Origin of the sequence: Ensifer sp. Root423, assembly GCF_001426275.1 — a bacterium.
Classification (GTDB): Bacteria; Pseudomonadota; Alphaproteobacteria; order Rhizobiales; family Rhizobiaceae; genus Ensifer; species Ensifer adhaerens.
The window spans coordinates 78,890-105,722 of record NZ_LMEG01000044.1 but is presented as its reverse complement, the minus strand read 5'-3'; the positions used below and the strand labels follow the sequence as shown (position 1 = coordinate 105,722).

The following is a 26,833-nucleotide window of genomic DNA, read 5'->3' as shown; positions in this document are numbered from 1 at the left end:
TACAAACCCCGTCGGTTCAATCGGAAATGGGGGCCGACGTGGCATTGGAAAACCAGATAAGGACTGACAATCCCGGGACTGGAACGGCATCTGCGGGCATCGCCGAGCCCGGCGGCGCCGCAGCATCGAGCGCCGCCTGCTGGCTCGCTGGCCTGTTCGCCATCGCGCCGACACCGGCAATCGTCCGCAGGGTCGCCTTTCTCACCGCAAGGCAGGGATGATCCATGTCAGGCCCTATCGCAAGCATTCTCGATTCGCGCGCCTTCGGCATTCTCGCCCGCGTGCTGCTGACGCTCGTCTTCTGGTCAAGCGGCCTTGCCAAGCTCTTCGACTTCAACGCCAACGTCGCGATCATGGAAGGCTTCGGCCTGACGCCGGGATGGCTGTTCAATTCGATGACGTTGATCCTGCAGATCGGCGCCTCTCTGCTGATCATCCTCAACCGTTGGGTCTGGCTTGCCGCCGGGGCGCTCGCCGTCTTCACGGTGCTGACGATCCCGATCGCCCATCCTTTCTGGCTGAAGGAAGGCGAAGAGGCCTTCCGCGACATGACCGTGGCGCTGGAGCACGTCTCCGTGATCGGCGGCCTGGCGCTGGTATCGATCGTGTCGCGCAGGCGTTGAACGTCAACAATCGGCGGCTCGGCAGGACCACTCAGCCCTCGCGGCAGCGCGTGTCTGGAACGCATCGAGACCAGGGCAGCACGGCTGCTCTGGTCTAACACCTCAGCGCTTCCGGGCGACGATGTAGGGGCGGTTGTCGTTGCTCGCCGATGCGTGATTTTCCGCCGACAGAAGCTCGAAGCCGGCGGCGACGATGTGCCGGCTGAGCTCTGCTGCGCTGAAAGTTCCCGCATAGGGCGCCAGTCCGACGGCCCGCATCGCCGGCAAGAGCAGGAGCCGGACGAGCGGGTTCATGTCGCCGACGCAGGGCGTCTTGGAGATGAACACGCCCCTGGAGGCAAGCAGGGTATGGATGTTGTCGAGCGTGGCGGGCAGATCGCGCACGAGATGCAGGTAGTTGAAGCCCAGCACCGCATCGAACTGCCCACATTCGGCCGCAAGCGTTTCGGCCGTCGCGCTGCGAAAGGCGAGGTTCGGAACCAGATCGACGGCGTACCTCTCCCGGGCAATGGCGATCATCTCGGTCGAAAAATCGGTTGCAAGGTAATCGCGCACATCGCCCGCCAGCCGAAACGCCGTCGTTCCCGTGCCGCAACCGAGTTCGAGCACGCGGTCATCGGGCAGAAGCAAGGCGCGGGTGCGGTCGAGCGTGTGTTCATAGGCGGCCGGGTCCGCGATCGTTCCCTTGGCGTATCGCCGCGACGTCCGGTCCCAGAAGTGCGCGTCGCTCGCCAAACTCATGCTGCCTCTCCCCAGAACGCAACCGGTCCCCCGCGATGCTCGGAGCCGGTGCCACACCGGCCAGGGAAACCTGCCGAAACCCAACGGCTGCCGATACCAGCGAAGGTCCAAGAATAGCGCGGAACCGTCAACATTTGACGGAGAACGGACCCTCAATCGGCAAAGAGCCGCTGTCTCGCAGTTCAAGCCAGACGAACCCAATCAACGGTTTCAAGCACATAGGGGGCGAAGAGAAAATCGCGGATCGCGGCGATCTCGTCTCCACGCCAATCGAGAACGACGAAATGCGCCGGTTTTTTCATGGGGCCGGCACTGTCGAAAACCAGCATGGCCGGCCGCCCTTCGATTGCGCCGAGCGCGAAACGCCACTTTGTCTCCTGCGCATAGCGGGTGAAATAGCGGCTGATGCCCTCGCGACCCTCCAGCTTCAGCCTGTTGACCAGCTCAAGTTTTACATCGTCGGCCAGCATGGCGCGGATGGCATCGAAGTCGCCGCCCTGAAAGAAGCGCACGAAACTTGCCAGTTTGTGCCGGTTCGCGTCGGACATCAGCGGCAGCCGCATATCCTCCGGGCGTTCGGTCAGGTGCCTGAGCGCCACCCTGGCGCGCTGCAGCGCCGATTTGGCCGCCGCCGGCGTACACTCGGCGATAGCGGCGATTTCCTCGATCGAATGACCAAGCACATCCTTCAGGATCACCGCACAGCGCTGAAGTTCCGGCAGTTGCAGGAAAGTTTGAAAGCCGATCGCGACGATGTCCGCCTCGGGCAGCGGGGCGTCTTCCATGTCATCGAGCAGCGGGACGATCTTGTGCCTGGACCGCCGGCGCAAAAAATCCAGACTGGTGTTGTGGGCGATGCGCAGCAGCCAGCCTTCGAGATTGTCCACCACCACGCCATCCGCCCGCGCCTGCACGGCCTTGATCAGCGTGTCCTGCAGCACATCCTCACCATCCACGGCCGAGCCGGTCATGCGCGCGCAATAGCGGTGCAACCGCGGCCGGAGTTCCCTCAAGCGATCCTCGAAGTCTTCCGTATTCATGACATCGAGTTCCATCGGGTATCTCCAGGGGCCGGTTCGGACGATAGCGTGGACTGAAGAAAATGTCCGCTGCCTGACCGATCGAAACCGGCTCCGGCAACGCACAGCCGTTCGACATCAGCTGTGATCGCTGAGGACCACCTCACCGATGACCGATTCGAGGCTCGCCAGTTCGAGGATCTGTGGGAAATAGGCCTTCATCCTGACATCGGCGCGCATCGCCTCGACGGCCGCGGGCGTCTCCCATTCCGAATAGATGATGACGCTGGCGCCATCCCTGGCAGCAATCAGCCGGCTCGTCCGCCAGCCGCCGAGCGTGCGGATGACGGTGTCGATGTTGCGCTTCAACAGCGCGATCAACTGCTCCTGCTTGCCGGGTTCGACCTTCAGAACGTTGACGAGAGTGACGGGTGCAGTGGTCATGGTGCTTCTCCTTCGTTGCGGATGCACCAAAGACGAAGCGGAGAGGCGAAACGGATCGCGCGGGCGACGATTTTTTAGCGCCAGGCGATTCGGACGTCGGGGATACTCCCTTGGCAGGGGGGCGCCTTCGAGGGGCTCGGCAGCGGACCATCCGTTATCGGCCGGTAGCCCGCCGAACAGTGACAGACCGTTAGAGGGCAAAGCCGCTGGAGGCCGCCGGCTCGCCGTCGTCGCGAACCTTCAGGATGGTGTCGATCAGGCCCCATTCCAATGCTTCTTCCGCGGTCATGAAACGGTCCCGGTCCATAGCGCGTTCGAACTCCTCGTAGGTCCGTCCGCAATGTTCCGCATAGAGGCGCGTCATGCGCTGCTTGGTGCGAAGGATCTCCTCGGCATGGATCTGCATGTCGGACGCCTGGCCCTGAAAACCGCCCGATGGCTGGTGCACGAGGATGCTGGCATTGGGCAAGGCGGCCCGTTGGCCCGGCGTGCCGGCCATCAGCAGAAACGAACCCATCGACCGTGCGGTCCCCATGCACAGTGTATGCACCGGTGCCCGGATGTAGCGCATGGTGTCGTACATGGCGAAACCGCTGGTCACCACGCCGCCCGGCGAATTGATATAGAGATGGATGGGCTTCTTCGGGTTTTCCGCTTCGAGAAGAAGCATCTGGGCGCAGACCAGCGCAGAGACCGTGTCGTTCACCTCACCGTTGAGAAAGATGATTCGCTCGCGCAGCAGGCGGGAATAGATGTCGAACGACCGCTCTCCACCGTTCGACTGCTCGACGACCATAGGGACGAGTTGCATCGCTTCGCGCATCGGCGAACTCCATTTATCCAGAGATTGAGGGGAAGCTCGCCGGTCTAGGCGGCGAGCATGAGAGTATCGTTGCTGTTCGCGGCCGTCCTGGTCACGCGACCGCCGCGAACATTCGGCAGTTCGTGGACGATCCGCAGCCGGGTGCCGCCCGAACCAATCGGGGCGATCCGGAATGTGACCGTACTTTCGAGAAACGGAGCTTCGGTTTCGCGCAGCCTGTAGCGGACCTCTTCTCCAGGCACGACGACGGCGCCATCGGGGTCGGCCAATGCCTCTTTCGGTAGCCAGTTTTCGCGAAACGCCGGGATGCTGATTGCGCGCCAGACCTTCTGCGGCGCCTCGTCGAGTTCGTATTCCAGCTCAAGGCTGTTATCGTCCGGGGCGCTGATTTCGTGGTTCATTGGTCCATATCCTTCAGCAAGATCTTCAGAGCTTCGATGCGTGCCGGCCAGTAGGCACGGTATTTCGCGAGCCACTGCGCAATTTGCGCCAGCCCGTCCGGGTCGACTTCGTAGTTTACGAACCGACCTTGCCGCTGCTCCTTCACCAACCCGGCACTCCGCAACACGGAAATGTGCTGGGACATGGCCGGCTGGCTTATGTCCATACCTTCCCGCAAAGCGCTGGCATTCATGCTTCCGTCAGCAAGCTTCTCGAAGATGGCGCGGCGCGTGGGGTCAGCCAGGGCTCGGAATATCTCGTTCTCGATCATGCCAAACACATAAGCACTGACTTATCTCAATAACAAGTGCGCTGTTCAGCAGGAGGAGAAAAGAAAGGACGCGACTTTGCGCACCGACGTTGTCACGGCGCCTCAGATCAATACCCGCCAGTAGATAGGACAAGGGTAGCGCTTAATGCGCATTGGTAATGGAAACAGAACAAGGGGGAAATGGCGGACAGAGAGGGATTCGAACCCTCGATACGCTTTCACGTATACACGCGTTCCAGGCGTGCGCCTTCAACCACTCGGCCACCTGTCCATCCGTCAGCAGCCGATGGTCAATCCGGCTGGATGGGAAGGGCGGGGCCCTTCGGCGTCAGCCGGCTGATAACCGGCGGACGCGCGTCTATATACCGATGATTTGCCCGGGATCAACTGCTTTCTGACAGATTATTGACATCTTGTGACGCGGGCGGGTTCCCGGTTCCCATTGTGCACTCCGGGCAAGGGGCTTATCTCTTGCGTCAGGGCGTGTCCGATGCGTCCGGCCCGTCTCGGCCACATCCTCCGGCATGCCAGATTGCCGCATATTTTCATTGTCGGGCCTTGTCCGAGGCACGGGCGATCGGAGAAGATGCGGCAGGGCGACGCGCCGAGCCGATGACTGGCGCCAGCCAGCGAATTGAAGGGAATGCAATCCAATGCGATTTCTATTGAGGCTGGCGAGCGCCGTCGTGTTGTTTGCCGCCGTGCTTGCCGGTGCCGTCGACGCGATCCAGTCGGTCGCAGCATCGGAACTGGTCATGACGTCGCTCGGCGACGACCTGGAGGCGCTTGGCGCCGACACGGCAAGCTGGGTCCAGTTTGCGCAACGTTCCGATACCGCACCGACGATCTGGCACGGGATGCTGCATTGGCTGCTGCAACAGCCGGCCTTTGCGGTGCTGGCGCTGATCGCCCTCGTGCTATGGATGGTCGGATACAAGAAGCGGCCGGCGGCCGGACGATTCGCCGCCTGACGCATTGCAGGCGGCCTTCGCATCGAAAGGAGTGTGCTGATGTTCCTGATCGACATGTTCAACAAGAAAACGATCATGCCGGACACGCAGACGGCGCTGCCGGGCCGTGACGCCGCGATCCCGACGGCCGAGACACATTTCGTTTCCGGCCGACCGTTGAAAGGTCCCTACCCCGACGACACCAAGAGCATCCTTCTGGGCATGGGCTGCTTCTGGGGCGCCGAACGATTGCTGTGGAACATCCCCGGCGTCTACGTGACGGCGGTCGGCTATGCCGGCGGGCTGACACCGAACCCGACCTACCAGGAAACGACGACAGGGCTTACCGGCCATGCCGAAGTGGTCCTGGTCGTCTATGATCCGGAAAAGGTGAAGCTCGCGAGCCTGCTCAGGACCTTCTTTGAGGAACACGACCCGACGCAGGGCATGCGCCAGGGCAACGATATCGGCACCACCTACCGCTCGGCGATCTATGCCTACGACGACGAGCAGTTGGCGCACGCCAAGGCCGCGCGCACCACTTTCCAGACGGCGCTGAAGCACGCCAATCACGGCGGCAGGGTGACGACCGAGATCGGCATGGCGGGACCGTTCTATTTCGCCGAGGACTACCACCAGCAATATCTGGCGAAGAACCCCAGCGGCTATTGCGGCCTGCGCGGCACCGGCGTCAGCTGCCCGATCGGCCACTAGACGCATACCCCGCGGATGGCATCCCGCGCGCGGTCGCGATACCCACAACCCTGAGGCCGCGCCGAACCGACCGGGACACCTTGTCGTGATCTCAAAAAATGCAACAGAACCCGTGCCTTACGCGTGCCGGTATCCGTGGCTTCAATTTTTACCATCTGAAAAATTTTGAGTGTTTTTTTGCCGTGACCGTGCAAGGATGCGCCACCCTAGCCCCAAGGAGAAGGGGGTGGGTTCCGCAGACAGGCTTCCGTCAGGGAGCCGGCGGGAGGACCCAATAAGATCAATAGCGACAACAGGGCTGCACGATGAAAAAAACAATTCTCGGTCTTTTTGCCTTTTCGATGATGTCCGCCACGGCACTGGCCGCCGACATCAAGCCGGCGATCATCTACGATCTCGGCGGCAAGTTCGACAAATCCTTCAACGAGGCTGCCTTTAACGGCGCCGAGAAGTTCAAGACGGAATCGGGCGTCGAATACCGCGAGTTCGAAATCGCCAACGATGCCCAGCGCGAACAGGCGCTGCGCCGCTTCGCCAGCGACGGCAACAGCCCGATCGTCATGGCCGGCTTCAACTGGGCGGCTTCGCTCGAGAAGATCGCGCCGGAATATCCGGATATCAAGTTCGCGATCATCGACATGGTCGTCGAGAAGCCGAACGTCAAGTCGGTCGTCTTCAAGGAACAGGAAGGCTCCTACCTCGTCGGCGTTCTCGCCGGTCTCGCTTCCAAGTCGAAGACCGTCAGCTTCGTCGGCGGCATGGACGTTCCGCTGATCCACAAGTTCGCCTGTGGCTACGTTGGCGGCGCCAAGTCGACCGGCGCTGACGTCAAGGTTCTGGAAGCCTACACCGGCACGACGCCGGACGCCTGGAACGACCCGGTCAAGGGCGGCGAAATCGCCAAGTCCCAGATCGACCAGGGCTCGGATGTCGTCTACCACGCAGCCGGCGGCACCGGTGTCGGCGTTCTGCAGGCAGCCGCAGATGCGGGCAAGCTCGGCATCGGCGTCGATAGCAACCAGAACGCCCTGCAGCCGGGCAAGGTCCTGACCTCGATGCTGAAGCGCGTCGACGTCGCCGTCTACGAAGCCTTCACGGCAGCCAAGAACGACAAGTTCGAATTCGGCATTTCCAACCTCGGCCTCAAGGAAGACGGCGTCGGCTACGCGCTCGACGACAACAACAAGGCGCTGATCACGCCCGAGATGCTCGACGCGGTGGAAAAGGTGAAAGCCGAAATCATTGCCGGCAAGGTCCAGGTCCACGACTACATGAGCGACGAGTCCTGCCCTTACTAAGAGCAGCGCTTGCGTCATGAAAAAGGCCGCCGGTTCATTGGACCGGCGGCCATTTTTTTGCTTGTCCTGACGTGAGCGCGGTGATCAGTAATGCGGCGGCTTCGTGATTGCCGGCGCGTCGAGAGACTGCTCTTCGAGCGTCAGGAACCTTTCTGTCAGCCGGTCGAGCTTGGCGCGCGCCTGCTCGACCACCTTCCATTGCTCGGCAAGCTGATCGGAAAGCTCCTCGATGGTCTTGGCTTGATGGGCCACGGTCTCCTCGAGGCGGGTGATCCGTTCGTCGGTGTTGCTCATTCTTGCAAACTCCATGGGCGCGCGGCGCCGTTTGCCGGCAGATTGGCCACAGCCGGCCTTATGTCAAGCAAGGCCTTATGCCTTCGCCGCCACACGCAGCGAGAACCCGGGATCCCTAGCCGAAAGACGCTTGTGCAGGTGCACCATCAGGCCGGCAGCAAAGAGCGGCGTCAAAAGGTTGACGAAGGGCACAGCCAGGAAGCCCGCGAGCAGTAGACCCGCGAGAAAGACGGTCGAGCGGTGCTTTTCCCGGAAGAGCCGCGCTTCCGCCGGCGCGCGATAGCGCATCGCCGCAAACTCGAAGAATTCGCGACCGAGCAGATAACCGTTGACCAGGAAGAAGGCGACGAGATTGACGCCCGGAACGAGCAGCAGCACCAGCGCCAGGAGGTTGCCGAGGATCACGACGCCCAGGAACTTCAGTGAGCCGGCAACCGCCTCGCCGAGCGGCAGCGGCCGTCCCGGGGGCTCGTTCGGATAGTCACGCTTCTCGATGACGTCGGCGACGTCGTCGAGGAAGAAGCCGGCGATCAGTGCGGTGACGGGCGCAAGAAGCAGGGCGAGCGCCAGGGCCAGGCCAAGGCTTGCGAAGATGCCGAGCACGAAGGTCAGCCAGCCGGCCCAGACGGGCGTGCCCGGCATCAGCGTGTCGATCCAGGGCAAGGCGAGCCAGATGAACACTTCGCGCACCGCAAACCACAGGGCGACAAGCGCAAGGATCGTCAGGCCCAGCACCTTCCAGAAGACCGATCGGGTCTCGGGTGCAAACAGATTGGCAAGCGACAGTCGCGCCGCGTCCAGGATCATCATCGCTCTCCAGCATGGGCCAAGGTTCGATGGTGCATGTAGGCAGAGGCGCTACCGGCGACAAGATAGTCCCGGCAGGCACCCGTCTTTATGCAAGATTCATGCGCCTCGTCTAAGGGAAGCATGGAAAACGCCGGGAGCGGCGATATTGTAGACATACGGGATGCCGGCAGCAGCGCTCCGCGGAGGATGACATGACAGAACAAAAGACACTCGCCAGCCTTTCGGTGCTGGTGCAGAGCGGCAAGCTGGATCCGGTGGAGCTCGCCAAGGAAACCTATGCGGCGATCGACGCACACGGCGATTACGCCATCTTTGTCGAGCTGACGCCGGAGCGCGCGACGCGGGATGCGGAGGCTGCCTCGAAGCGTCTGAGGGCCGGGCGGTCGCTCGGTCTGCTCGACGGCCTGCCGGTCGCCTGGAAGGACCTGTTCGACACCGCCGGCAACGTTACGACCGCCGGCTCGGCCGTGCTTCGGACGAACGCGCCGGCAACGAGCGACGCGCCTGTGGTCGCCGCCGTTTCCGCCGCCGGCATGGTCAGTGTCGGTCGCACCAACCTTAGTGAATTCGCCTTCTCCGGCCTTGGCCTCAACCCGCACTACGGCACGCCGCGCAACCCGGCGGCCACCGACGTCGAGCGCATTCCCGGCGGCTCGTCGTCGGGCTCGGCGGTCGCGGTTGCGGCCGGACTGGTGCCGGCGGCCATCGGTACCGACACCGGCGGATCTGTCCGCATTCCCGCAGCCTTCACCGGCATCGTCGGCTACAAGGCGACGCGCGGCCGCTATGCGATGAAGGGCATTTTTCCGCTGGCTGAAAGCCTCGATTCGCTCGGGCCACTCTGCCACACGGTACAGGATGCCGTCTGGGTGGACGCCGCCATGCACGGGCTGACGGCGCCGACCGTGCGCCGCGCCGACCTCTCGAGCATCGCGCTGGTGATCCCGGAAACAGTGGTGTTCGACGATGCGGAGCCGGAAGTCGTCGAGGCCTTCGAGGACGCGATCAAGCGGCTCGAGAAGGCGGGCGTTGCCGTCAGCCGCCGCGCTTTTCCATCCTTCTCGGCCGTGTTCGGGCTGATGGCCCGCCACGGCGCCCTGGTGACGGCGGAGGCCTATGCGCTGCACCGCGAGCGTCTGGCCGGGCCCGAGGCCAACGCGATGGATCCACGCGTCGTCGCCCGCACGCGGCTCGGCGAGAAGATCTCCATGCCCGACTACATCGCGCTCCTCGACGCGCGCGACCAGCTGATCCACGAGACGGTCGAAAGTCTGAAGCCGAACGAACTCATCGCCCACCCGACGCTGCCCCATGTCGCCCCGCCGATCGCGCCGCTTCTCGAAGACGACGAGCTGTTCTTCAAGATCAACGGCAAGACGCTGCGCAACACCTCGATCGGCAACTTCCTGGATTTCTGCGGCATCTCCATTCCTTGCGGGCTCGGGGCGGCGGAAATGCCGGTCGGCTTCCAGCTTGCGGCCCCGCATCACCAGGACGACCGGCTGCTTTCGGTGGCGCTTTCGGCCGAGGCGATCATCCGGGGTGAGGCATGATCGTCTGTTTCGATATCGGCGGCTCTGCAATCAAAGGCGCGATCGTGCATTCGCGCGACCGGATCTTTCCGTTGCCGCGCCGAACCACGCCGCTTACCAATTTCCGCCAGTTCGTGCAGGCGCTCGAATCGGTTCTGGACGAAGCGGGCGGACACCCGGACTGCGTGGCGATCTCGATCACCGGCGTGATCGATCCCGAGACGCGGCGCATCAAATGCGCCAACATTCCCTGCATCGACGGGCTCGAACTGGTTGCTGAACTCGAGGCGGCGCTGCATCTGCCGGTGAAGATCGCCAATGACGCCGACTGTTTTGCGCTGGCCGAGGCCGGAGCGGGTGCAGGGCGCGGTCATCGCATCGTCTTTGGTGCCATCCTCGGCACCGGGGTCGGCGGCGGCCTTGTCATCGACGGCCGGCTGATCAATGCCGATGGCGGATTCGCCGGCGAATGGGGCCATGGCCCGGCGATCGCGTCGGAGGCCGGGGATCCACCAATGGCGATTCCCGCCTATGCCTGCGGCTGCGGCCAGAAGCGCTGCGTCGATACCGTCGGCGGCGCCCGCGGGCTGGAACGGCTGCACCAGACGGCCCATGGCAAGACGCTTTCGAGCCACGAGATCATCGAGGCCTGGAAGGTTGGCGACGCCGAGGCGAAACGCACGGTCGACCTGCTCGTCGATCTCGTCAGCTCACCGCTGGCGCTCGTCATCAACATCACGGGTGCGACGATCGTGCCCGTCGGCGGCGGCCTTTCCAATGCCGAGGAACTGCTCGCCGAGATCGACAAGGCGGTGCGTAGCCGGATTCTGCGGCGGTTCGACCGGCCGTTGGTTGTGCGCGGCGAATGCCGGATCGAGCCCGGCCTCATCGGCGCGGCGCTGCTCGGGCTTTCAGGAGACAAGGCATGAGCGACATCAAACTCGAAGTCTGCGTCGACGATGCCGACGGGCTTTACGCGGCCATCGAAGGCGGCGCCGACCGGATCGAGCTTTGCGCCGCCCTTTCCGTCGGTGGCCTCACGCCCAATCCCGGCCTTATGGCGCTGGCTGGCCCGCCACGAGTGCCCGTCTACGCGATGATCCGGCCGCGGCCCGGCGACTTCATTTTCTCAACCGCTGACCTCGACGCGATGCGCCGCGATATCGACGCGGTGCGGGATGCCGGTCTGGCCGGCGTCGTGCTCGGCGCCTCGCTTGCCGATGGCCGGCTCGACACGTCGATGCTCACCAAGCTCAGCGGCCATGCGGCCGGACTCGGCATGACGCTGCACCGGGCCTTCGACCTCGTCCCGGATTTCGCCGAGGCGATGGAAATCGCAGTCGACCTTGGCTTCGAGCGCATTCTCACCTCAGGCGGGGCCAGGAGCGCGCCGCAGGCGATCGACCGCCTTAGCGAAATCATCGGCCTTGCCAAGGCCAGGCTGTCGATCATGCCGGGATCCGGCGTCACGCTGAAGACGGTCGACGCTCTGCTCGATCACCTCACGGTCAGCGAGGTGCACTCCTCCTGCTCGATTAGTGAGCCGGCTCAGGATCCACGCTTGGTCGATATGGGGTTCGTTTCTTCCGATCGGCGCCGCACCGATCCGGAGACGGTGCGGGCGATGAAGGTGAAGCTTGCGGCCCGCAGCCCGCGCTGATCGGCGCCTTTCCTTCCCTCATAGGAAAGACCCGGAGAGCGGAGCGCTTTCCGGGTCTTCTTGTCAAATCTTCTCGTAAGCGGCAATCAGGCTGCGTAGACCTGGTCGCCGCCAATCCAGGTGGAGCCCATGCCGAGTTCAGGCGTGAGCAACACGAAATCGGCGTCCGCTCCGGGCTTCAGCCGTCCCTTGTGAGTGGCAAGCCCCATGGCATCGGCGGGATAGGCGGACGCCATGCGAAGGGCTTCCTCGACCGGGAGGCCAAGCTTCTCGTGCACGAAGCGCACCGAAGACAGCATGTCGATGTCGGCGCCGGCAAGCGTGCCGTCGGCAAGCGTCAAGCGGCCACCTTCGCGCAGGATTTCGCGGCCATTGAGCTGGAAGCTCTTCATGTCGGTGCCGATCGGCGACATCGCGTCCGTGACGAGAAAGATCTGGCCCGGCCCCACCTTGGCGCGCAGCGCCACGCCCATCGACGCCGGCTCGACGTGATAGCCGTCGGCAATCAGGCCCGCATGCAGCGTGCCGGTGGCAAGCGCAGCACCGACCACGCCCGGCTCGCGATGGCCGAGACCGCTCATGGCATTGAAGAGGTGAGTGACGGTACGTGCACCCGCCTTGGCGTAGGCGACCGCAGTTTCATAGCCGACATCCGTGTGGCCGAGGCTGACGACGGCACCGGCATCGGCGAGCGCCTTTACCTGCTCCCTGCTGGCGTTTTCCGGCGCCACAGTCACCATCAGGACACCGAGCGCCTTGGCGCAATCGAGCATTTCGGCGAGATCGGCATCGTCCATCGACCGGATCAGTTTCGGATCATGAGCACCCTTGCGCGCGACCGAAAGATGCGGGCCTTCGAGATGCAGCCCGAGGAAACCGGGCACACCGGCCGCCTTTGCCTCAAGGCCGGCCTTGATGGTGGCGCTTCGGATTTCGCGCGTATCGGTGATCAGCGTCGGCAGAAGCGCCGTGGTGCCGAACTTGGCATGGGCCGAGCAGATCTGCCGGATGCCTTCGACGGTCGGCTCCTCGTTCAGAAGCGCACCACCGCCGCCGTTGACCTGCAGGTCGATGAAACCCGGCACCAGCAGCATGCCGTGGGCATCGATCCGTTCGGCGTCGGCGGGAATGTCGGCCGACGCCACGATCGCCTTGACGCGACCAGCTTCGATGACGAGGGCGCAGCCGTCGTGCCATTCGACGCCGTCGAACAGGCGGGTGCCGGTGATTGCCTTCCTCTCGCTCATCTCGTCTCCGTTACCTTCTTGAGGCTTGCCGGCGCATCGGGATTGAGACCGCGCGAACGCGACCAGGCCTCGACGAAACCGTAGAACGGCAGGATCAGCGTCAGCGCGTCGGTGATCGGGTGACCGGTCTCGACGAACGGCAGGCGCTTGGCCTTGACGGCGAGGTTCGAGGTAGCATGAACCACCGCGCCCTTTTCCGCCATACCGTCGGCAATGCCGGCAACCGACGTCTCGGCCGCATCACGGGCGGCAAGCGTCAGCACCGGGAACTTGGCGCCGACGAGCGCCACCGGCCCGTGCAGCACTTCGGCCGCCGAATAGGCTTCCGCATGCATGCCGGAGGTTTCCTTGAACTTCAGCGCCGCTTCGCTGGCGATGGCGAGCGCCGGGCCGCGGCCGAGCACATAGAGCGATTCGGCTTCGCCGAGATCGTCGGCAAAGGCCTGCCAGTCGAGCTTCACGGCCTTGGCAAACTGGTTCGGCAGGTCGGCGACCGCGCGCTGAAGTGCAGCGTCGCCGGTCCATTCGCCGAGCACGGCAAGGCCAGCGACGATCGAATTGACGTATGACTTCGTGGCGGCAACGGCGATTTCCGGACCGGCCAAGATGTCGAGCGGGTTGGTGCAGGCCTCTGAAATCGGCGACGGCAGCGTGTTGGTGAGCGCGATCGAGACCGCGCCGGCATCGGTTGCAGCCTTTGCCATGGCGACGATATCCGGGCTCTTGCCCGACTGCGAAATCGCGATCGCCGCGGCACCGCCGAGCTTCAGCTTGGCACCGTAGATCGAGGCGAGCGACGGGCCGAGCGAAGCGACGGGCACGCCGGCTTGCAGCTCGATCGCATATTTGAGGAACAGCGCCGCATGGTCGGAGGAGCCGCGGGCGATAGTAACGAGGAAGGCCGGATCCTTGGCGCGCAGTGCGGCGCCGGCGGCCTTCAGCTGGTCGGCGGAGCGTTCCAGCAGACGCTGGGCGGCTTCGGGGATCTCGTCGATTTCTCGGCGCATATTGGTCTGCATGGTCAATTCCCTTTCTTGGCGGAGCCGTCGCTTTTAGGATTCCGACAGCGTCAGTTCCGCGACAAAGTCATAGGCATCGCCCCGGTAGAGCGAGCGGGTGAATTCGACGACGCGTCCCGATGCGAGATAGGAGACACGTTCGATGGAAAGGCCGGCCGAACCGACGGCGACGCCGAGCATCGAGGCATCCGGATCCTTGATGTTGCAGGCGGAGATGCGCTGCACGGCGCGAACCGGTCGCGAGCGGGTCTTGTCGAGCGCAGTATAGAGAGACGAGGTGACGGCCTGCGGGTCCGGCAGGAACTCCGCCGAAATGCTGGCGCGCTCGATGGCAAGCGGCATGTCGTCGGCGATGCGCAGGCGCCCGAGCCGGGCAACCAGCGCGTCGGCCGGAAGGCCGAGCGCCATCATCTCATCCGGAGAGGGGTGAAACAGGCCGCGCTCCAGCCAGCGGGCATGGGTGTTCAGGCCGCGGCGCGCCATGTCTTCCGTGAACGAGGTCAGCCGCGAGAGCGACTGCTGCACCTTGGAGACCGGCTTGACGACGAAGGTGCCGGAGCCGTGGCGGCGAACCAGCAGGCCGTCGCGCACGAGATCGTCCACCGCCTTGCGCACGGTGACGCGGCTGATGTTGGCGTAGTCGGCAAGATCACGCTCGGGCGGCAGAGCGTCGCCGTGGTTCAACTTGCCCGACTGGATCGCGTCTTCGAGCGATTGCCGAAGCTTGAGATAGAGCGGCCCCGACCCTCCGGACTGCAGACCCTCGAGCGGCAGAATGGAAGCGAGCTGGTGCGTCATGCGCCTGCCCTCGCCTGGGTGCCGAAACGCTGGGCGGCAACGGCGACCGATCCGGTCAGCGCGTCGGCTTCCGCCTCGACGAGCAGGGCCTGATGCCGATCGGCAAGCCAGGGGCGATAGAGCGGCGCCAATCCGCCAAGAAGGCACAATCTTTCGCAGCCTCTTGCAACGACGACATCAAGCGCCTCGTCCACTGTGAGGGCAGCGGCTTTCAGGATGCGCACGGCAACCGGGTCGCCGGCGGCGGCGCCTTCGAAAACACGCGGCGCATAGCGGCCGAATTCCCCGGGCTTGGCGAGGCGGGCGAAATCGACGACGTCGCGCGCCTCGTTGTTGAATTCGGCAAGGACGCTGTCGGTGACCGCCGAGGCTTCATGAATATTGTCGAAGGCAAGCAGGCTTTCCTGCAGAAGCGCATGACCGATGCGTGCACCGCTGCCATGGTCGCCGATGGTGAAGCCCCAGCCGCCGACATAGCTGACGGTTTCGCCCTGGCGAAGGATATAGATGCTGCCGGTACCGAGAATAGCGACCGCACCGTCATGATTGCCGAGCGCGCCCTGAAGGGCAATCAAGCCATCGGATTCGATATCGGCTGCGGCGAACGGCAGGCGGCGCTTAACATAATGCACGGCGTCGCCGACATTGTGCCCGGCGACACCGACGATCGCCTTGGCAGCGGTTATGCCCTGGGGATCAAGGCCCGCTTCCATAAAGGCGGCGCGTGCGGCCTCACCGATATTGGCAAGCGCGGTTTCCGGGTCTGTCAGGATATTGGCCGCACCCGCCTTGCCGCGCCCGAGAATGCGCCCGTCCGCCGATGCCACGGCAGCCCGGCAGCTCGTTCCGCCGCCATCGATTCCGATCAGGTAATTTGTCATGAGTACCTCCGCCCATTGAGGATACCAAAAAAATACCAATAACCAAGCCTGAATCCGTCTGCAGTTTCGTTTTCGTTGCAATACGTTGAAATTCAAGGGCTAATTTAGCTGTTTAGTTTTTTAAGACGTCAAAACTTAAATTCTGCTGGACAATTGGTATTTTTTTGGCATTAATTTGACCAAGAGGAGATACAACCCATGCCGTCAGCCAAGACCGAAGAGCGCCACGACAACGCCAAGGGCCTGGATCTTATGCATCCGGCGCTGGCGCTCCGGCTGCTCGCGTCCGGCCAGCAGGCGGCCACCAAGGCCGTCGACGCGGCGATCGAGTCGATTGCGGCTGCCGCATCGCTCGCGGCCGAATCCCTCGCATCCGGCCGGCGTCTCGCCTATGCGGGCGCTGGCAGTTCCGGCCTGATGGCCATGGCCGATGCGCTCGAACTGCCCGGCACCTACGGCATTCCCCAGGACCAGATCGTCGTTCTGCTTGCCGGCGGCACCGCCAGCCTGAGCGACCTTGCGGGCGGCTATGAAGACGACATGGACCTTGCCCGCAACGACGTCCGCAAGGCCGGCATCGGCGCGGGCGACTGCCTTGTTTCCGTTTCCGCCAGCGGCTCCACCCCTTACGCGCTCGCCGCGGCCGACGAGGCCCGCAAGCTGGGCGCCAAGGTGATCGCTGTCGCCAACAATCCTGGTGCGGCGCTGTTCAAGGACGCCGACGTTTCGATCCTTCTGCAGACGCCCCCGGAAGTGGTTTCCGGTTCGACGCGCATGGGCGCCGGTACCGCGCAGAAGATCGCCTTCAACATGTTCTCGACGCTGGTCGGCATTCAACTCGGGCACGTCCTCGACGGCCACATGGTCAACCTGCGCGCCGACAATATCAAGCTGCACGGCCGCGCAATCCGCATCGTTACCGACATTACCGGCATCGGCGCTGGCGAGGCCGGCCGGCTGATCAACATGGCCTCCGGCTCGGTCAAGGTCGCAATCCTTCTCGCCTCTGGCGCGAAGGACGTTGCGGTCGCGGAGGCGGCACTGAAAGAGGCCAGACAGAACCTGCGCCGGGCGATCGATATCGTCACGGCCTGACATAAGCCTGGGATTCAAACCGCGCCAAAACGGCGCAACATAAGAGGGAGAAGCTGAATGACCCGTACGACTATCAAGGGCCTGCTGCTTGCGTCGAGCATTCTCGGCACGGCCGGGCTGGCGCACGCCGAGGACGTGACGCTGACCATCGAAAGCTGGCGCAACGACGACCTGGCGATCTGGCAGGAAAAGCTGATCCCGGCCTTCGAAGCCAAGAACCCGGGCATCAAGGTCAAGTTCGCCCCGATGGCACCGACCGAATACAATGCCGCGCTCAACGCCAAGCTCGACGCCGGCTCCGCAGGCGACCTCGTCACCTGCCGTCCGTTCGACGTCTCGCTCGAACTTTACAACAAGAAGCACCTCGCCGACCTGACGAGCCTGCCGGGCATGGAAAACTTCTCGCCGGTCGCCAAGTCCGCCTGGACCACCGACGACGGCAAGGCCACCTTCTGCGTGCCTATGGCATCGGTCATCCACGGCTTCATCTACAACAAGGACGCCTTCGACCAACTCGGCATCCAGATCCCGACGACGGAAGCGGAATTCTTCGCTGCCCTCGACAAGATCAAGGCCGACGGTAACTACATCCCGATGGCGATGGGCACCAAGGATCTCTGGGAAGCCGCAACCATGGGCTACCAGAACATCGGCCCGAACTACTGGAAGGGTGAGGAAGGCCGCGCCGCGCTGATCAAGGGCGAGCAGAAGCTGACCGACGAGCCGTGGGTCGAGCCCTACCGCGTTCTTGCCAAGTGGAAGGATTATCTCGGCGACGGCTTCGAAGCCCAGACCTACCCGGACAGCCAGAACCTCTTCACGCTCGGCCGCGCCGCGATCTATCCGGCAGGCTCGTGGGAGATCGGCCTGTTCAACACCCAGGCTCAGTTCAAGATGGGCGCCTTCCCGCCGCCGGTCAAAAATGCTGGCGACACCTGCTACATTTCGGACCACAACGACATCGGTATCGGCCTCAATGCCAAGAGCGCACATGCCGAGCAGGCCAAGACCTTCCTGACCTGGGTTGCTTCGCCTGAGTTCGCCGACATCTACGCCAACGCACTGCCGGGCTTCTTCAGCCTCAACTCGACCCCGGTGAAGATGACCGATCCGCTCGCCCAGGAATTCGTCTCCTGGCGCGAAAAGTGCAAGCCGACGATCCGCTCGACCTACCAGATCCTGGCACGCGGCACCCCGAGCCTGGAAAATGAGACCTGGGTCGAATCGGCCAACGTGATCAACGGCACGGATACGCCTGAGGTTGCCGCCGAGAAGCTGCAGAAGGGCCTCGACGCCTGGTACAAGCCGGCGAAGTAAGACGTAAGCGCAACAGGTTCCCTCCCCTTCTTGGGGAGGGTCGGCCCTACAGCGCCGCACGTTCTGGACGTGCATAGAGCACCTTTAGCCGGATGGATTTAAGGATGCCGTAGGGACCGGGCGGGGCGACATGCCGAATGACGGCACTCCCCCAGCCGAAGCGTCACCGGCCTCCCACAGTGGGAGGCCACCGACGCAGTCGTTTGCAAAAGAACGCGATAGACTTAACCTTCGTCATGAGCCCTCGATAAAGGGGCAGACGGCATGCGGCGCGACCGGCCGCGTGGCGCCGGTGCGCATCATGATTGTCTGGGGACCGGTCTTCTAGAAACGGATGGATCCATGAGTGACGCTCTTTCAGTGCAAGAGGGACAGCCGACCGCAAGGCGGCCGAAACGCTGGCACATCCTCGTCTTCCTGCTGCCGGCCTTCCTGGTCTATTCGGCGGTGATGATCCTGCCGTTGATCGAGACGCTCAGGCTTTCGCTGTTCAACACGGTCGACGGCCAGTCGACCTTTGTCGGCCTTGCGAATTTCCAGACGCTGTTTGGCGAAGAGCGCTGGGCGCACGACTTCTGGAATGCGCTGAAGAACAACGTCATCTTCTTCATCATCCACATGTGCGTGCAGAACCCGATCGGCGTTGCGCTCGCCGCCATGTTGTCGATCCCGAAGCTGCGCTTCGTCACTTTTTACCGCACGGCGATCTTCCTGCCGACGCTGCTCTCCTTCGTGATCGTCGGCTTCATCTGGAAGCTGATCCTGTCGCCGATCTGGGGCGTGGCACCCGGCATGCTCGACCTCGTCGGCCTGAAGTCGCTGTTTGCCCCCTGGCTCGGCAAGCCGGGCTCGGCGCTCATCACCGTGTCGCTGATCTCGGTCTGGCAATATGTCGGCATCCCGATGATGCTGATCTATGCCGCCCTGCTCAACATTCCGGATGAGGTAATCGAGGCTGCCGAATGCGACGGCGTCACCGGCTGGAGCCAGTTCTGGAAGATCAAGCTGCCGCTGATCCTGCCCGCCATCGGCATCATCTCGATCCTGACCTTCGTCGGCAACTTCAACGCCTTCGACCTGGTCTACACGGTGCAGGGCGCGCTTGCCGGTCCCGACGGCTCGACCGACATTCTCGGTACGCTGCTCTACCGCACCTTCTTCGGTTTCCAGCTGCAGCTCGGCGACCGCTCGATGGGCGCGACGATCGCCACGGTGATGTTCCTCATCATCCTCGCCGGCGTCTCGCTCTACCTCTTCGTCATTCAGCGCCGCATGCGCCGCTACCAGTTCTGAGGAGACCGGAGATGTCGAAAGCACGCGATTCATTTCTCCGCACCGGCTTCGTGCATGCAGCGCTCATCGCCTACACGCTCATCTCGCTGTTTCCGGTGTTCCTGACGATCATCAACTCGTTCAAGGATCGCAACGCGATCTTTCGGGCGCCGCTGACGATCCCGACGCCGCAGACCTTCAGCCTGATCGGCTATCAGACCGTCCTTGGCCAGGGGGACTTCGCCACCTATTTCCAGAACAGCTTCATCGTCACGATCGTCTCGATCGCGCTGGTGCTGCTCTTCGGGGCGATGGCCGCCTTCGCGCTGTCGGAATACCGCTTCCGTGGCAACACGCTCATGGGCCTTTATCTCGCGATCGGCATCATGATCCCGATCCGTCTCGGCACCGTCGCCATTCTGCAGGGCATGGTCGCTGCCAACCTCGTCAACACGCTGACGGCACTGATCCTCGTCTATACGGCCCAAGGCCTGCCGCTCGCGATCTTCATTCTCTCGGAGTTCATGCGCACGGTCTCGGATGACTTGAAGAACGCCGGGCGCATCGACGGGCTGTCGGAATATTCGATCTTCTTCCGCCTGGTTCTGCCGCTCGTCCGTCCGGCCATGGCAACCGTCGCGGTCTTCACGATGATCCCGATCTGGAACGATCTCTGGTTCCCGCTGATCCTCGCGCCGGCCGAAGCCACCAAGACCGTGACGCTCGGCTCGCAGATCTTCATCGGCCAGTTCGTCACCAACTGGAACGCGGTTCTGGCGGCACTGTCGCTCGCCATCCTTCCGGTTCTCGTCCTCTACGTCATCTTCTCGCGGCAACTGATCCGCGGCATCACGGCAGGAGCAGTCAAGTGAGTGCAAGCAGCAAACCGGTCCGGGTCCTCGTCGCGGGGCTCGGCAACATGGGGCGCAGCCATGCGCTCGCCTATCACAACAATCCCGGCTTCGAGATCGTCGGCCTCGTCAACCGCTCGAAGGTGCCGCTGCCGGAGGAACTGAGCGGCTACACGATCCATCCGGACTTCAAGACGGCCCTGGCCGAATTGAAGCCCGAGCTCTGCTCGATCTGCACCTATTCGGACAGCCATGCGGACTTTGCGGTCATGGCGTTCGAGGCCGGCGCCGACGTCTTCGTCGAAAAGCCGCTCGCAACCACCGTCGCCGACGCCGAGCGCGTCGTCGCGGCTGCGAAGAAGCACGGCCGCAAGCTGGTGATCGGCTACATCCTGCGCCATCACCCCTCGTGGATCCGGCTGATCGCCGAAGCGCGCAAGCTCGGCGGTCCCTATGTCTTCCGCATGAACCTGAACCAGCAGTCCAGCGGACCGACCTGGGAGACGCACAAGTCGCTGATGAAGACGACGTCGCCGATCGTCGATTGCGGCGTGCACTATGTCGACGTCATGTGCCAGATCACCGATGCCAAGCCGGTGGAAGTGCGCGGCATGGGGCTCCGTCTCTCCGACGAGATCGCGCCCGACATGTACAATTACGGTCACCTGCAGGTGATCTTCGAGGATGGTTCGGCCGGCTGGTATGAAGCCGGCTGGGGGCCGATGATCTCGGAAACCGCCTTCTTCGTGAAGGACGTGATGTCGCCGAAGGGATCGGTGTCGATCGTCATGGACCAGAATGCCAAGTCCGACGACATCGACATGCACACAAAGACCGCGGTGATCCGGCTGCACAACGCCGAAACTGGTCCCGATGGCCGCTTCCTGAAAGCCGACGAGGACCTGAAGATGGACGGCGAGCCCGGCCACCAGGAACTCTGCGACCGCGAGCAGGCCTATGTGCTGAAGGCCATTCGCCAAAACATCGACCTCGACCGTCACATGAACGACGCCGTGCAGTCGCTACGCATCTGCCTTGCCGCAGACGAAAGCGTGCGCACCGGCAGACCAGTCAAACTTTAAAGGGGGCAACCAGGTGGGATCGCTTCAACTCAAATCCATCCGCAAGGCCTACGGTAGCCATGAGGTGCTGAAGGGCATCGACCTCGAGGTGAAGGACGGCGAGTTCGTCATTTTCGTCGGCCCGTCGGGCTGCGGCAAGTCGACCTTGCTGCGCACCATCGCTGGCCTCGAGGACGCGACCTCCGGCAGCGTGCAGATCGACGGCACGGAAGTCGGCCACGTGGCGCCCGCCAAGCGCGGCATCGCCATGGTGTTCCAGTCCTACGCGCTCTATCCGCACCTGTCGGTGAAGGACAATATGGGCCTTGGCCTGAAACAGGCCGGCGCTCCGAAGGCGGAGATCGAGGACAAGGTCGGCAAGGCTGCGAACATGCTGTCGCTCGATCCCTACCTGGCCCGTCGCCCGGCCGAGCTTTCGGGCGGCCAGCGTCAGCGCGTGGCGATCGGCCGCGCGATCGTGCGCGAACCGAAGCTCTTCCTGTTCGACGAGCCGCTTTCGAACCTCGACGCGGCGCTGCGCGTCAACACCCGGCTTGAGATTGCCCGGCTGCATCGAAGCCTGAAGGCAACGATGATCTACGTGACCCACGACCAGGTGGAGGCGATGACGCTCGCCGACAAGATCGTCGTCCTCAACGCCGGCCAGATCGAGCAGATCGGCTCGCCGATGGATCTCTACAACCGCCCGGCCAACGTCTTCGTCGCTGGCTTCATCGGCTCGCCACAGATGAACTTCATCGAGGGCGCCCGGCTCGGCGATGTCAAAGCCAAGACGATCGGCATCCGCCCGGAGCACATGGCGCTTTCACGCGAGAGCGGCGACTGGAAGGGCAAGGTGGTGCATGTCGAGCACCTCGGCGCCGACACCATCGTCTATATCGATTCCGAGCAGGTCGGCACCATCACCGTCCGCCTCTTCGGCGAACATCGCTACGCGCCTGACGACATCGTCTATGCGACGCCGACGGTCGGTGCCATGCACCGTTTCGGCGACGACGACCGCGTCCTCGCCTGATGCGTTTTGAGGCTAAGGCCTCATCACAGCTGCGTGAAAACCAGCCGCCACGGGACTAACCCCTTGTGGCGGCTTATTTATTTTTTGAATAGCTGTGCTGAATGACTCTGTTGCGCTGCAAAGCGATTTAACATACATTTGTGTTTGTATATTAGCTTTCCGGTATTTTCCCCAAGCAATACCGGTTCCGCTCCCCTTCACTTCCGGACCGCACGGGCACCTTGCGAGATGCACCTGTCGCCTGCGGTCACCGAATATGGACATCGCTATGCGCATGAACCGACCGACACTGGCCGCCGCCTTGGCAACTGTGATTCTTCTTTCCGGCTGCCAGAAAGAGGAAGCACAACAGGGCGCCGCCGCATTCCCACCGTCCGCCGTCGCGGTCTTCACGACCAAGACCGAAACCCTGCCGATCACCAACGAGCTTCCGGGCCGCATCGCCGCGACCCGTGTCGCCGAGGTCCGTCCGCGCGTTTCCGGCATTGTCGTCGAACGCGTCTTCCAGCAGGGCTCCAAGGTCAATGCCGGTGACGTGCTCTACCGCATCGATCCCGCGCCCTTCCGCGTCCAGGTCGAAAAGGCAGAGGCAACGCTTCGGCGCGCCCAATCCATTCGCCAGCAGGCCCAGCAGAAGGCCGATCGCCAGGAGCAGCTGAAGAAGGCGAACGTCGTCGCCGCGCAGCAGCTGGAAGATGCGGCTGCGCTGCTTGCGACCGCCGACGCCGATGTCGCGATCGCCGAAGCCGGCCTCGCGGCGGCCAAGCTCGACCTGCAATATGCCGACGTGACGGCACCGATCAGCGGCCGCATCGGCCGTGCGCTGATCACCGAAGGCGCGCTCGTCAGCACCAACAGCTCGGAAAATCTCGCGACGATCCAGCAGCTCGACCCGCTCTACGCCGACTTCACCCAGTCGGCGACCGACCTCATCCGCCTGCGCAAGGCGCTTGAGGACGGCCAGATGATGAACGGCGACGGCGAGGAAGCCGAAGTCCAGCTCGTGCTCGACGACGGCACCACGTATGAGCACAAGGGCAAGCTCCTGTTCTCGGAGGCCGCCGTCGACGCGACGACCGGCCAGGTGACCCTGCGCGGCGAATTCCCGAACCCCGACAACGACCTGCTTCCCGGCATGTATGTTCGCGTACTTGTGCAGCAGGGCGTCGAGAAGGACGCGATCACCGTTCCGCAGCAGGCCGTCCAGCGCAACAACGCCGGCCAGTCGCAGGTTTATGTCGTCGGCGCCGACAACAAGGTCGAGTTCCGCAACGTGACCCTCGGCCGCACGATCGGCACCCGCTGGCAGGTGACCTCCGGCATCAAGGCCGGCGAAAAGGTCATCGTCGAAGGCTTCCAGAAGATCGGCCCCGGTGCCCCCGTCGAGCCGACGGACTGGAACCCGGACGCCAAGCCGACTGCCGAAGCAGCGCAGACAACGGCCGCTGCCGACGAAAAGCCTGCCGAAGCTACAAAGTGAGTTTGATTGATGCCTAGTTTTTTCATCGACAGGCCTATTTTTGCCTGGGTGGTGGCGATCTTCATCATGGTCGCCGGCGTCATTGCGATTCCGCTTCTGCCGGTATCGCAGTATCCTGACGTCGCGCCGCCGCAGATCTCCATCAACACGAGCTACCCCGGCGCCTCGTCGCAAGACACCTATCAGAGCGTCACGCGACTGATCGAAGACGAGCTGAACGGCGTCGAAGGCCTGCTCTATTTCGAGTCGACCTCCAGCGCCTCCGGCTCGGTCGAAATCAGCGCCACCTTTGCACCGGGCACCGACCCGGGACAGGCGGCCGTCGACATCCAGAACCGGGTTCGCCGCGTCGAACCGCGCCTGCCCGATTCGGTCAAGCGCCAGGGCGTGCAGGTCGATGAAGCCGGCTCTGGCTTCCTGATGATCGTGGCTCTCACCTCGACCGACGGCTCGATGGACGCCATCGGCCTCGGCGACTATCTAAGCCGCAACGTGCTTAGCGAAATCCAGCGCGTGCCCGGCGTCGGCCGTGCGCAGCTGTTTGCCACGGAACGCTCGATGCGCGTCTGGCTCGATCCGGACAAGATGCTGGGTCTGAACCTGACGGCTGCGGACGTGACCAATGCGATCACGGCGCAGAACGCCCAGATCGCTTCGGGCTCGATCGGCGCACAGCCGAACCCGATCACCCAGCAGATCAGCGCGCCCGTCGTCGTCAAGGGCCAGCTCGAAAGCGCCGAAGAGTTCGGTGCGATCGTGCTTCGCGCCAATCCGGACGGCTCCTCCGTCCGCCTGCGCGACGTTGCCCGCATCGAGATCGGCGGCGAAAGCTACGCCTTCTCGACGCGCCTGAACGGCAAGCCGTCGGCGGCTATCGCCGTCCAGCTTTCGCCGAGCGGCAACGCCATGTCGACCTCGGCCGCCATCAAGGAACGCATGGACGAACTGGCGAAGTTCTTCCCGCAGGGCCTCGAATATTCGGTTCCCTACGACACCTCGCCCTTCGTCGCCGTTTCCATCGAGAAGGTGCTTTCGACGCTGGTCGAAGCGGTCGCGCTCGTGTTCATCGTGATGTTCCTGTTCTTGCAGAACATCCGCTACACCATCATCCCGACGCTCGTCGTGCCGGTGGCGCTCCTCGGCACCTGCGCGGTCATGCTGGCGATGGGCTTCTCGATCAACGTTCTGACCATGTTCGGCATGGTGCTGGCGATCGGCATTCTCGTCGACGATGCGATCATCGTCGTCGAAAACGTCGAACGCATCATGTCCGAGGAAGGGGCAACGCCGAAAGAAGCCACCCGCAAGGCGATGAAGCAGATCACCGGCGCCGTCATCGGCATCACGCTGGTTCTCGCCTCGGTGTTCATTCCGATGGCCTTCTTCCCGGGCGCGGTCGGTGTGATCTATCGCCAGTTCTCGCTGACGATGGTCGTCTCGATCCTGTTCTCCGCACTTCTCGCTTTGTCGCTGACACCGGCGCTCTGCGCGAGCTTCCTGAAGCAGGTTCCGAAGGGTCATCATCACGCCAAGCGTGGCTTCTTCGGCTGGTTCAACCGCTCGTTCGACAAGACGTCGCACGGCTATAGCGGCATCGTGAAGCGCCTGGTCCACCGGACCGGCCGCTACATGATCGTCTATGTCGCGGTGCTCGCCGGTCTCGGCTGGCTGTTCATGAAGCTGCCGTCGTCGTTCCTTCCGGACGAAGACCAGGGCTTCGTGATCGTCATGATGCAGCTGCCGTCGGAAGCAACGGGCAACCGCACGACCGAGGTGGTGGAGCAGGCCGAGAAGATCTTCGGCCAGGAAACGGCAGTCGAACGCATCATCGCGATCAACGGCTTCTCCTTCTTCGGTACCGGCCAGAACGCAGCGCTCGCCTTCGTGACGCTGAAGGACTGGAAGGAACGTGACGCCGACAACGCCGCACAGTCGATCGCCATGCGGGCGACGATGGCGATGAGCCAGATCAAGGATGCGATCAGCTTCGCGCTGTCGCCGCCGGCGATCCAGGGCCTCGGCACCACCGGCGGCTTCTCGTTCCGCCTGCAGGACCGTGGCGGTCTCGGCCAGGCGGCGCTGTCGCAGGCCCGCGACCAGCTGCTCGGCATGGCCGCCGAGAGCAAGGTGCTCTCCGGCGTCCGCTTCGAGGGCATGCCCGATGCGGCTCAGGTCAGCGTCACGATCGATCGCGAGAAGGCCAACACCTTCGGTGTGACCTTCGCCGATATCAACTCGACGATCTCGACCAACCTCGGCTCGTCCTACGTCAACGACTTCCCCAATGCCGGACGCATGCAGCGCGTAACGGTGCAGGCGGACGAAGGTCAGCGCATGCAGACCGCCGACCTCCTGAACCTCAACGTCCGCAACGCCAATGGCGGCATGGTGCCCCTGTCGGCCTTCGCGACGGTGGAGTGGGTCAAGGCGTCGACCCAGACGATCGGCTACAACGGCTACCCGTCGGTCCGTATCAGCGGCGAAGCCGCCCACGGCTACTCCTCGGGTGACGCGATCGCCGAGATGCAACGGCTGGCGGGCCAGTTGCCTGCAGGCTTCGGTTACGAATGGACCGGCCAGTCGCTGCAGGAAATCCAGTCCGGCACCCAGGCGCCTCTCCTGATCGCGCTGTCGTGCCTTCTGGTGTTCCTGTGCCTTGCAGCCCTCTATGAGAGCTGGTCGATCCCGGTGGCGGTGATCATGGTCGTTCCGCTCGGCGTCATCGGTTCGGTGCTCGCCGTGATGATGCGCGACATGCCGAATGACGTCTACTTCAAGGTTGGCCTGATCGCGATCATCGGTCTCTCGGCCAAGAACGCGATCCTGATCATCGAGTTCGCCAAGGAACTGCGTGAGCAGGGCAAGTCGCTGATCGACGCGACGCTGGAGGCGGCACATCTTCGCTTCCGGCCGATCCTGATGACGTCGCTGGCCTTCACGCTCGGTGTTCTGCCGCTGGCAATCGCCACGGGTGCCAGCTCCGGCAGCCAGCGCGCCATCGGCACGGGCGTCATGGGCGGGATGATCTCGGCAACGGTGCTCGCCATCTTCTTCGTTCCTGTCTTCTTCGTGTTCGTCACGAAGCTCTTCAGCCGAAAGAAGGTGGAGAACACACCGACAGCCGCAGAAAACCCGACACCCGCCGAATAAAACAAG

28 protein-coding genes and 1 tRNA gene are annotated in these 26,833 nt (G+C 63.4%); 16 read left to right on the top strand and 13 right to left on the bottom strand.

Annotated elements, in window-relative coordinates; all coding sequences use genetic code 11:
• Positions 1-38: 38 nt before the first annotated feature.
• Positions 39-221: a hypothetical protein gene (locus tag ASD01_RS27685; RefSeq protein WP_143106247.1), complete on the top strand. Its 183-nt coding sequence runs from the start codon at positions 39-41 to the stop codon at positions 219-221.
• A 3-nt stretch (positions 222-224) separates the two neighbouring features.
• Complete coding sequence (locus ASD01_RS27680; protein ID WP_034804807.1) at positions 225-623, top strand: DoxX family protein; 399 nt, start codon at positions 225-227, stop codon at positions 621-623.
• A gap of 102 nt (positions 624-725) precedes the next feature.
• Here ASD01_RS27680 and ASD01_RS27675 read toward each other — a convergent pair whose 3' ends face one another.
• From ASD01_RS27675 to ASD01_RS27645, 7 genes are all read right to left on the bottom strand, one after another.
• A complete protein-coding gene (locus ASD01_RS27675; RefSeq protein ID WP_034804810.1) occupies positions 726-1,364 on the bottom strand; it encodes a class I SAM-dependent methyltransferase in 639 nt (212 codons plus the stop codon).
• 182 nt (positions 1,365-1,546) lie between these two features.
• On the bottom strand, positions 1,547-2,419 hold the full coding sequence (locus tag ASD01_RS27670; protein ID WP_034804813.1) for a sigma-70 family RNA polymerase sigma factor: 873 nt from the start codon (positions 2,417-2,419) through the stop codon (positions 1,547-1,549).
• Positions 2,420-2,521: 102 nt separating this feature from the next.
• Positions 2,522-2,827, bottom strand: coding sequence for a putative quinol monooxygenase (locus ASD01_RS27665; protein WP_051659687.1), 306 nt, complete (start codon positions 2,825-2,827; stop codon positions 2,522-2,524).
• Positions 2,828-3,017: 190 nt separating this feature from the next.
• On the bottom strand, positions 3,018-3,650 hold the full coding sequence (locus ASD01_RS27660; protein ID WP_034804815.1) for an ATP-dependent Clp protease proteolytic subunit: 633 nt from the start codon (positions 3,648-3,650) through the stop codon (positions 3,018-3,020).
• Positions 3,651-3,694: 44 nt separating this feature from the next.
• Positions 3,695-4,051 carry an SRPBCC family protein gene (locus ASD01_RS27655; protein ID WP_034804820.1) on the bottom strand — a complete coding sequence of 119 codons (357 nt, stop codon included), beginning with the start codon at positions 4,049-4,051 and terminating at the stop codon, positions 3,695-3,697.
• Complete coding sequence (locus ASD01_RS27650; RefSeq protein ID WP_034804822.1) at positions 4,048-4,362, bottom strand: ArsR/SmtB family transcription factor; 315 nt, start codon at positions 4,360-4,362, stop codon at positions 4,048-4,050. The genes ASD01_RS27655 and ASD01_RS27650 overlap by 4 nt, the downstream gene beginning before the upstream one ends.
• Positions 4,363-4,543: 181 nt before the next feature.
• Positions 4,544-4,633 (bottom strand) — tRNA-Ser (locus ASD01_RS27645).
• Between the two features lie 382 nt (positions 4,634-5,015).
• On the opposite strand from ASD01_RS27645, the gene ASD01_RS27640 reads away from it, so the two are divergent.
• The 3 genes from ASD01_RS27640 to ASD01_RS27630 all read left to right on the top strand — a co-directional run bounded on the left by ASD01_RS27640 (position 5,016) and on the right by ASD01_RS27630 (position 7,324).
• Positions 5,016-5,333 (top strand): membrane protein, encoded by a 318-nt coding sequence (locus ASD01_RS27640; protein ID WP_034804825.1) that lies wholly within the window; start codon positions 5,016-5,018, stop codon positions 5,331-5,333.
• A gap of 39 nt (positions 5,334-5,372) precedes the next feature.
• A complete protein-coding gene (gene msrA, locus ASD01_RS27635) occupies positions 5,373-6,026 on the top strand; it encodes a peptide-methionine (S)-S-oxide reductase MsrA (RefSeq protein WP_034804828.1) in 654 nt (217 codons plus the stop codon).
• 305 nt (positions 6,027-6,331) lie between these two features.
• On the top strand, positions 6,332-7,324 hold the full coding sequence (locus ASD01_RS27630; protein ID WP_034804831.1) for a BMP family lipoprotein: 993 nt from the start codon (positions 6,332-6,334) through the stop codon (positions 7,322-7,324).
• A gap of 84 nt (positions 7,325-7,408) precedes the next feature.
• Here the strand turns inward: ASD01_RS27630 and ASD01_RS27625 are convergent, their stop codons facing one another.
• Both ASD01_RS27625 and ASD01_RS27620 read right to left on the bottom strand, forming a co-directional pair.
• Positions 7,409-7,618, bottom strand: a complete 210-nt coding sequence (locus ASD01_RS27625; protein WP_034804834.1) for a SlyX family protein — start codon at positions 7,616-7,618, stop codon at positions 7,409-7,411.
• A 75-nt stretch (positions 7,619-7,693) separates the two neighbouring features.
• Positions 7,694-8,425, bottom strand: coding sequence for a sulfate transporter family protein (locus ASD01_RS27620; protein WP_034804837.1), 732 nt, complete (start codon positions 8,423-8,425; stop codon positions 7,694-7,696).
• Between the two features lie 194 nt (positions 8,426-8,619).
• Here ASD01_RS27620 and ASD01_RS27615 point away from each other — a divergent pair, with 194 nt between their 5' ends.
• From ASD01_RS27615 to ASD01_RS27605, 3 genes are read left to right on the top strand one after another with little or no spacing between them, the layout of a single operon-like run.
• The gene (locus ASD01_RS27615; RefSeq protein ID WP_034804840.1) at positions 8,620-9,981 is read left to right on the top strand and encodes an amidase; all 1,362 of its coding nucleotides are present in this window, start codon (positions 8,620-8,622) and stop codon (positions 9,979-9,981) included.
• A complete protein-coding gene (locus ASD01_RS27610) occupies positions 9,978-10,889 on the top strand; it encodes an ROK family protein (protein ID WP_034804842.1) in 912 nt (303 codons plus the stop codon). The genes ASD01_RS27615 and ASD01_RS27610 overlap by 4 nt, the downstream gene beginning before the upstream one ends.
• Entirely contained in the window at positions 10,886-11,620 is a 735-nt protein-coding gene (locus tag ASD01_RS27605; protein WP_034804846.1) for a copper homeostasis protein CutC, read from the top strand. The genes ASD01_RS27610 and ASD01_RS27605 overlap by 4 nt, the downstream gene beginning before the upstream one ends.
• An 86-nt stretch (positions 11,621-11,706) precedes the next feature.
• Here the strand turns inward: ASD01_RS27605 and nagA are convergent, their stop codons facing one another.
• Genes nagA through ASD01_RS27585 form a run of 4 tightly spaced genes read right to left on the bottom strand, consistent with a single transcriptional unit; the run spans position 11,707 to position 15,565 of the window.
• Positions 11,707-12,867 (bottom strand): N-acetylglucosamine-6-phosphate deacetylase, encoded by a 1,161-nt coding sequence (gene nagA, locus ASD01_RS27600; protein ID WP_034804849.1) that lies wholly within the window; start codon positions 12,865-12,867, stop codon positions 11,707-11,709.
• Positions 12,864-13,886, bottom strand: a complete 1,023-nt coding sequence (locus ASD01_RS27595) for an SIS domain-containing protein (protein WP_034804852.1) — start codon at positions 13,884-13,886, stop codon at positions 12,864-12,866. The genes nagA and ASD01_RS27595 overlap by 4 nt, the downstream gene beginning before the upstream one ends.
• A 33-nt stretch (positions 13,887-13,919) precedes the next feature.
• Complete coding sequence (locus ASD01_RS27590; RefSeq protein ID WP_034804855.1) at positions 13,920-14,684, bottom strand: GntR family transcriptional regulator; 765 nt, start codon at positions 14,682-14,684, stop codon at positions 13,920-13,922.
• Positions 14,681-15,565: a glucosamine kinase nucleotide-binding domain-containing protein gene (locus ASD01_RS27585; RefSeq protein WP_034804858.1), complete on the bottom strand. Its 885-nt coding sequence runs from the start codon at positions 15,563-15,565 to the stop codon at positions 14,681-14,683. Before ASD01_RS27585 ends, ASD01_RS27590 begins: the two co-directional genes overlap by 4 nt.
• Positions 15,566-15,763: 198 nt before the next feature.
• Between ASD01_RS27585 and ASD01_RS27580 the strand changes: the two genes are divergently transcribed.
• From ASD01_RS27580 to ASD01_RS27545, 8 genes are all read left to right on the top strand, one after another.
• On the top strand, positions 15,764-16,660 hold the full coding sequence (locus tag ASD01_RS27580; protein WP_034804861.1) for an N-acetylmuramic acid 6-phosphate etherase: 897 nt from the start codon (positions 15,764-15,766) through the stop codon (positions 16,658-16,660).
• A gap of 57 nt (positions 16,661-16,717) precedes the next feature.
• Complete coding sequence (locus ASD01_RS27575) at positions 16,718-17,977, top strand: ABC transporter substrate-binding protein (protein WP_034804866.1); 1,260 nt, start codon at positions 16,718-16,720, stop codon at positions 17,975-17,977.
• Between the two features lie 342 nt (positions 17,978-18,319).
• Positions 18,320-19,270, top strand: coding sequence for a carbohydrate ABC transporter permease (locus tag ASD01_RS27570; protein ID WP_034804869.1), 951 nt, complete (start codon positions 18,320-18,322; stop codon positions 19,268-19,270).
• A gap of 11 nt (positions 19,271-19,281) precedes the next feature.
• Positions 19,282-20,121, top strand: coding sequence for a carbohydrate ABC transporter permease (locus ASD01_RS27565; protein WP_034804872.1), 840 nt, complete (start codon positions 19,282-19,284; stop codon positions 20,119-20,121).
• The gene (locus ASD01_RS27560; RefSeq protein WP_034804874.1) at positions 20,118-21,182 is read left to right on the top strand and encodes a Gfo/Idh/MocA family protein; all 1,065 of its coding nucleotides are present in this window, start codon (positions 20,118-20,120) and stop codon (positions 21,180-21,182) included. The genes ASD01_RS27565 and ASD01_RS27560 overlap by 4 nt, the downstream gene beginning before the upstream one ends.
• 13 nt (positions 21,183-21,195) lie before the next feature.
• Entirely contained in the window at positions 21,196-22,197 is a 1,002-nt protein-coding gene (locus ASD01_RS27555) for an ABC transporter ATP-binding protein (protein WP_034804877.1), read from the top strand.
• Positions 22,198-22,453: 256 nt separating this feature from the next.
• A complete protein-coding gene (locus tag ASD01_RS27550) occupies positions 22,454-23,677 on the top strand; it encodes an efflux RND transporter periplasmic adaptor subunit (RefSeq protein ID WP_034804880.1) in 1,224 nt (407 codons plus the stop codon).
• A gap of 9 nt (positions 23,678-23,686) precedes the next feature.
• A complete protein-coding gene (locus tag ASD01_RS27545; protein ID WP_034804897.1) occupies positions 23,687-26,827 on the top strand; it encodes an efflux RND transporter permease subunit in 3,141 nt (1,046 codons plus the stop codon).
• Positions 26,828-26,833 lie beyond the last annotated feature (6 nt).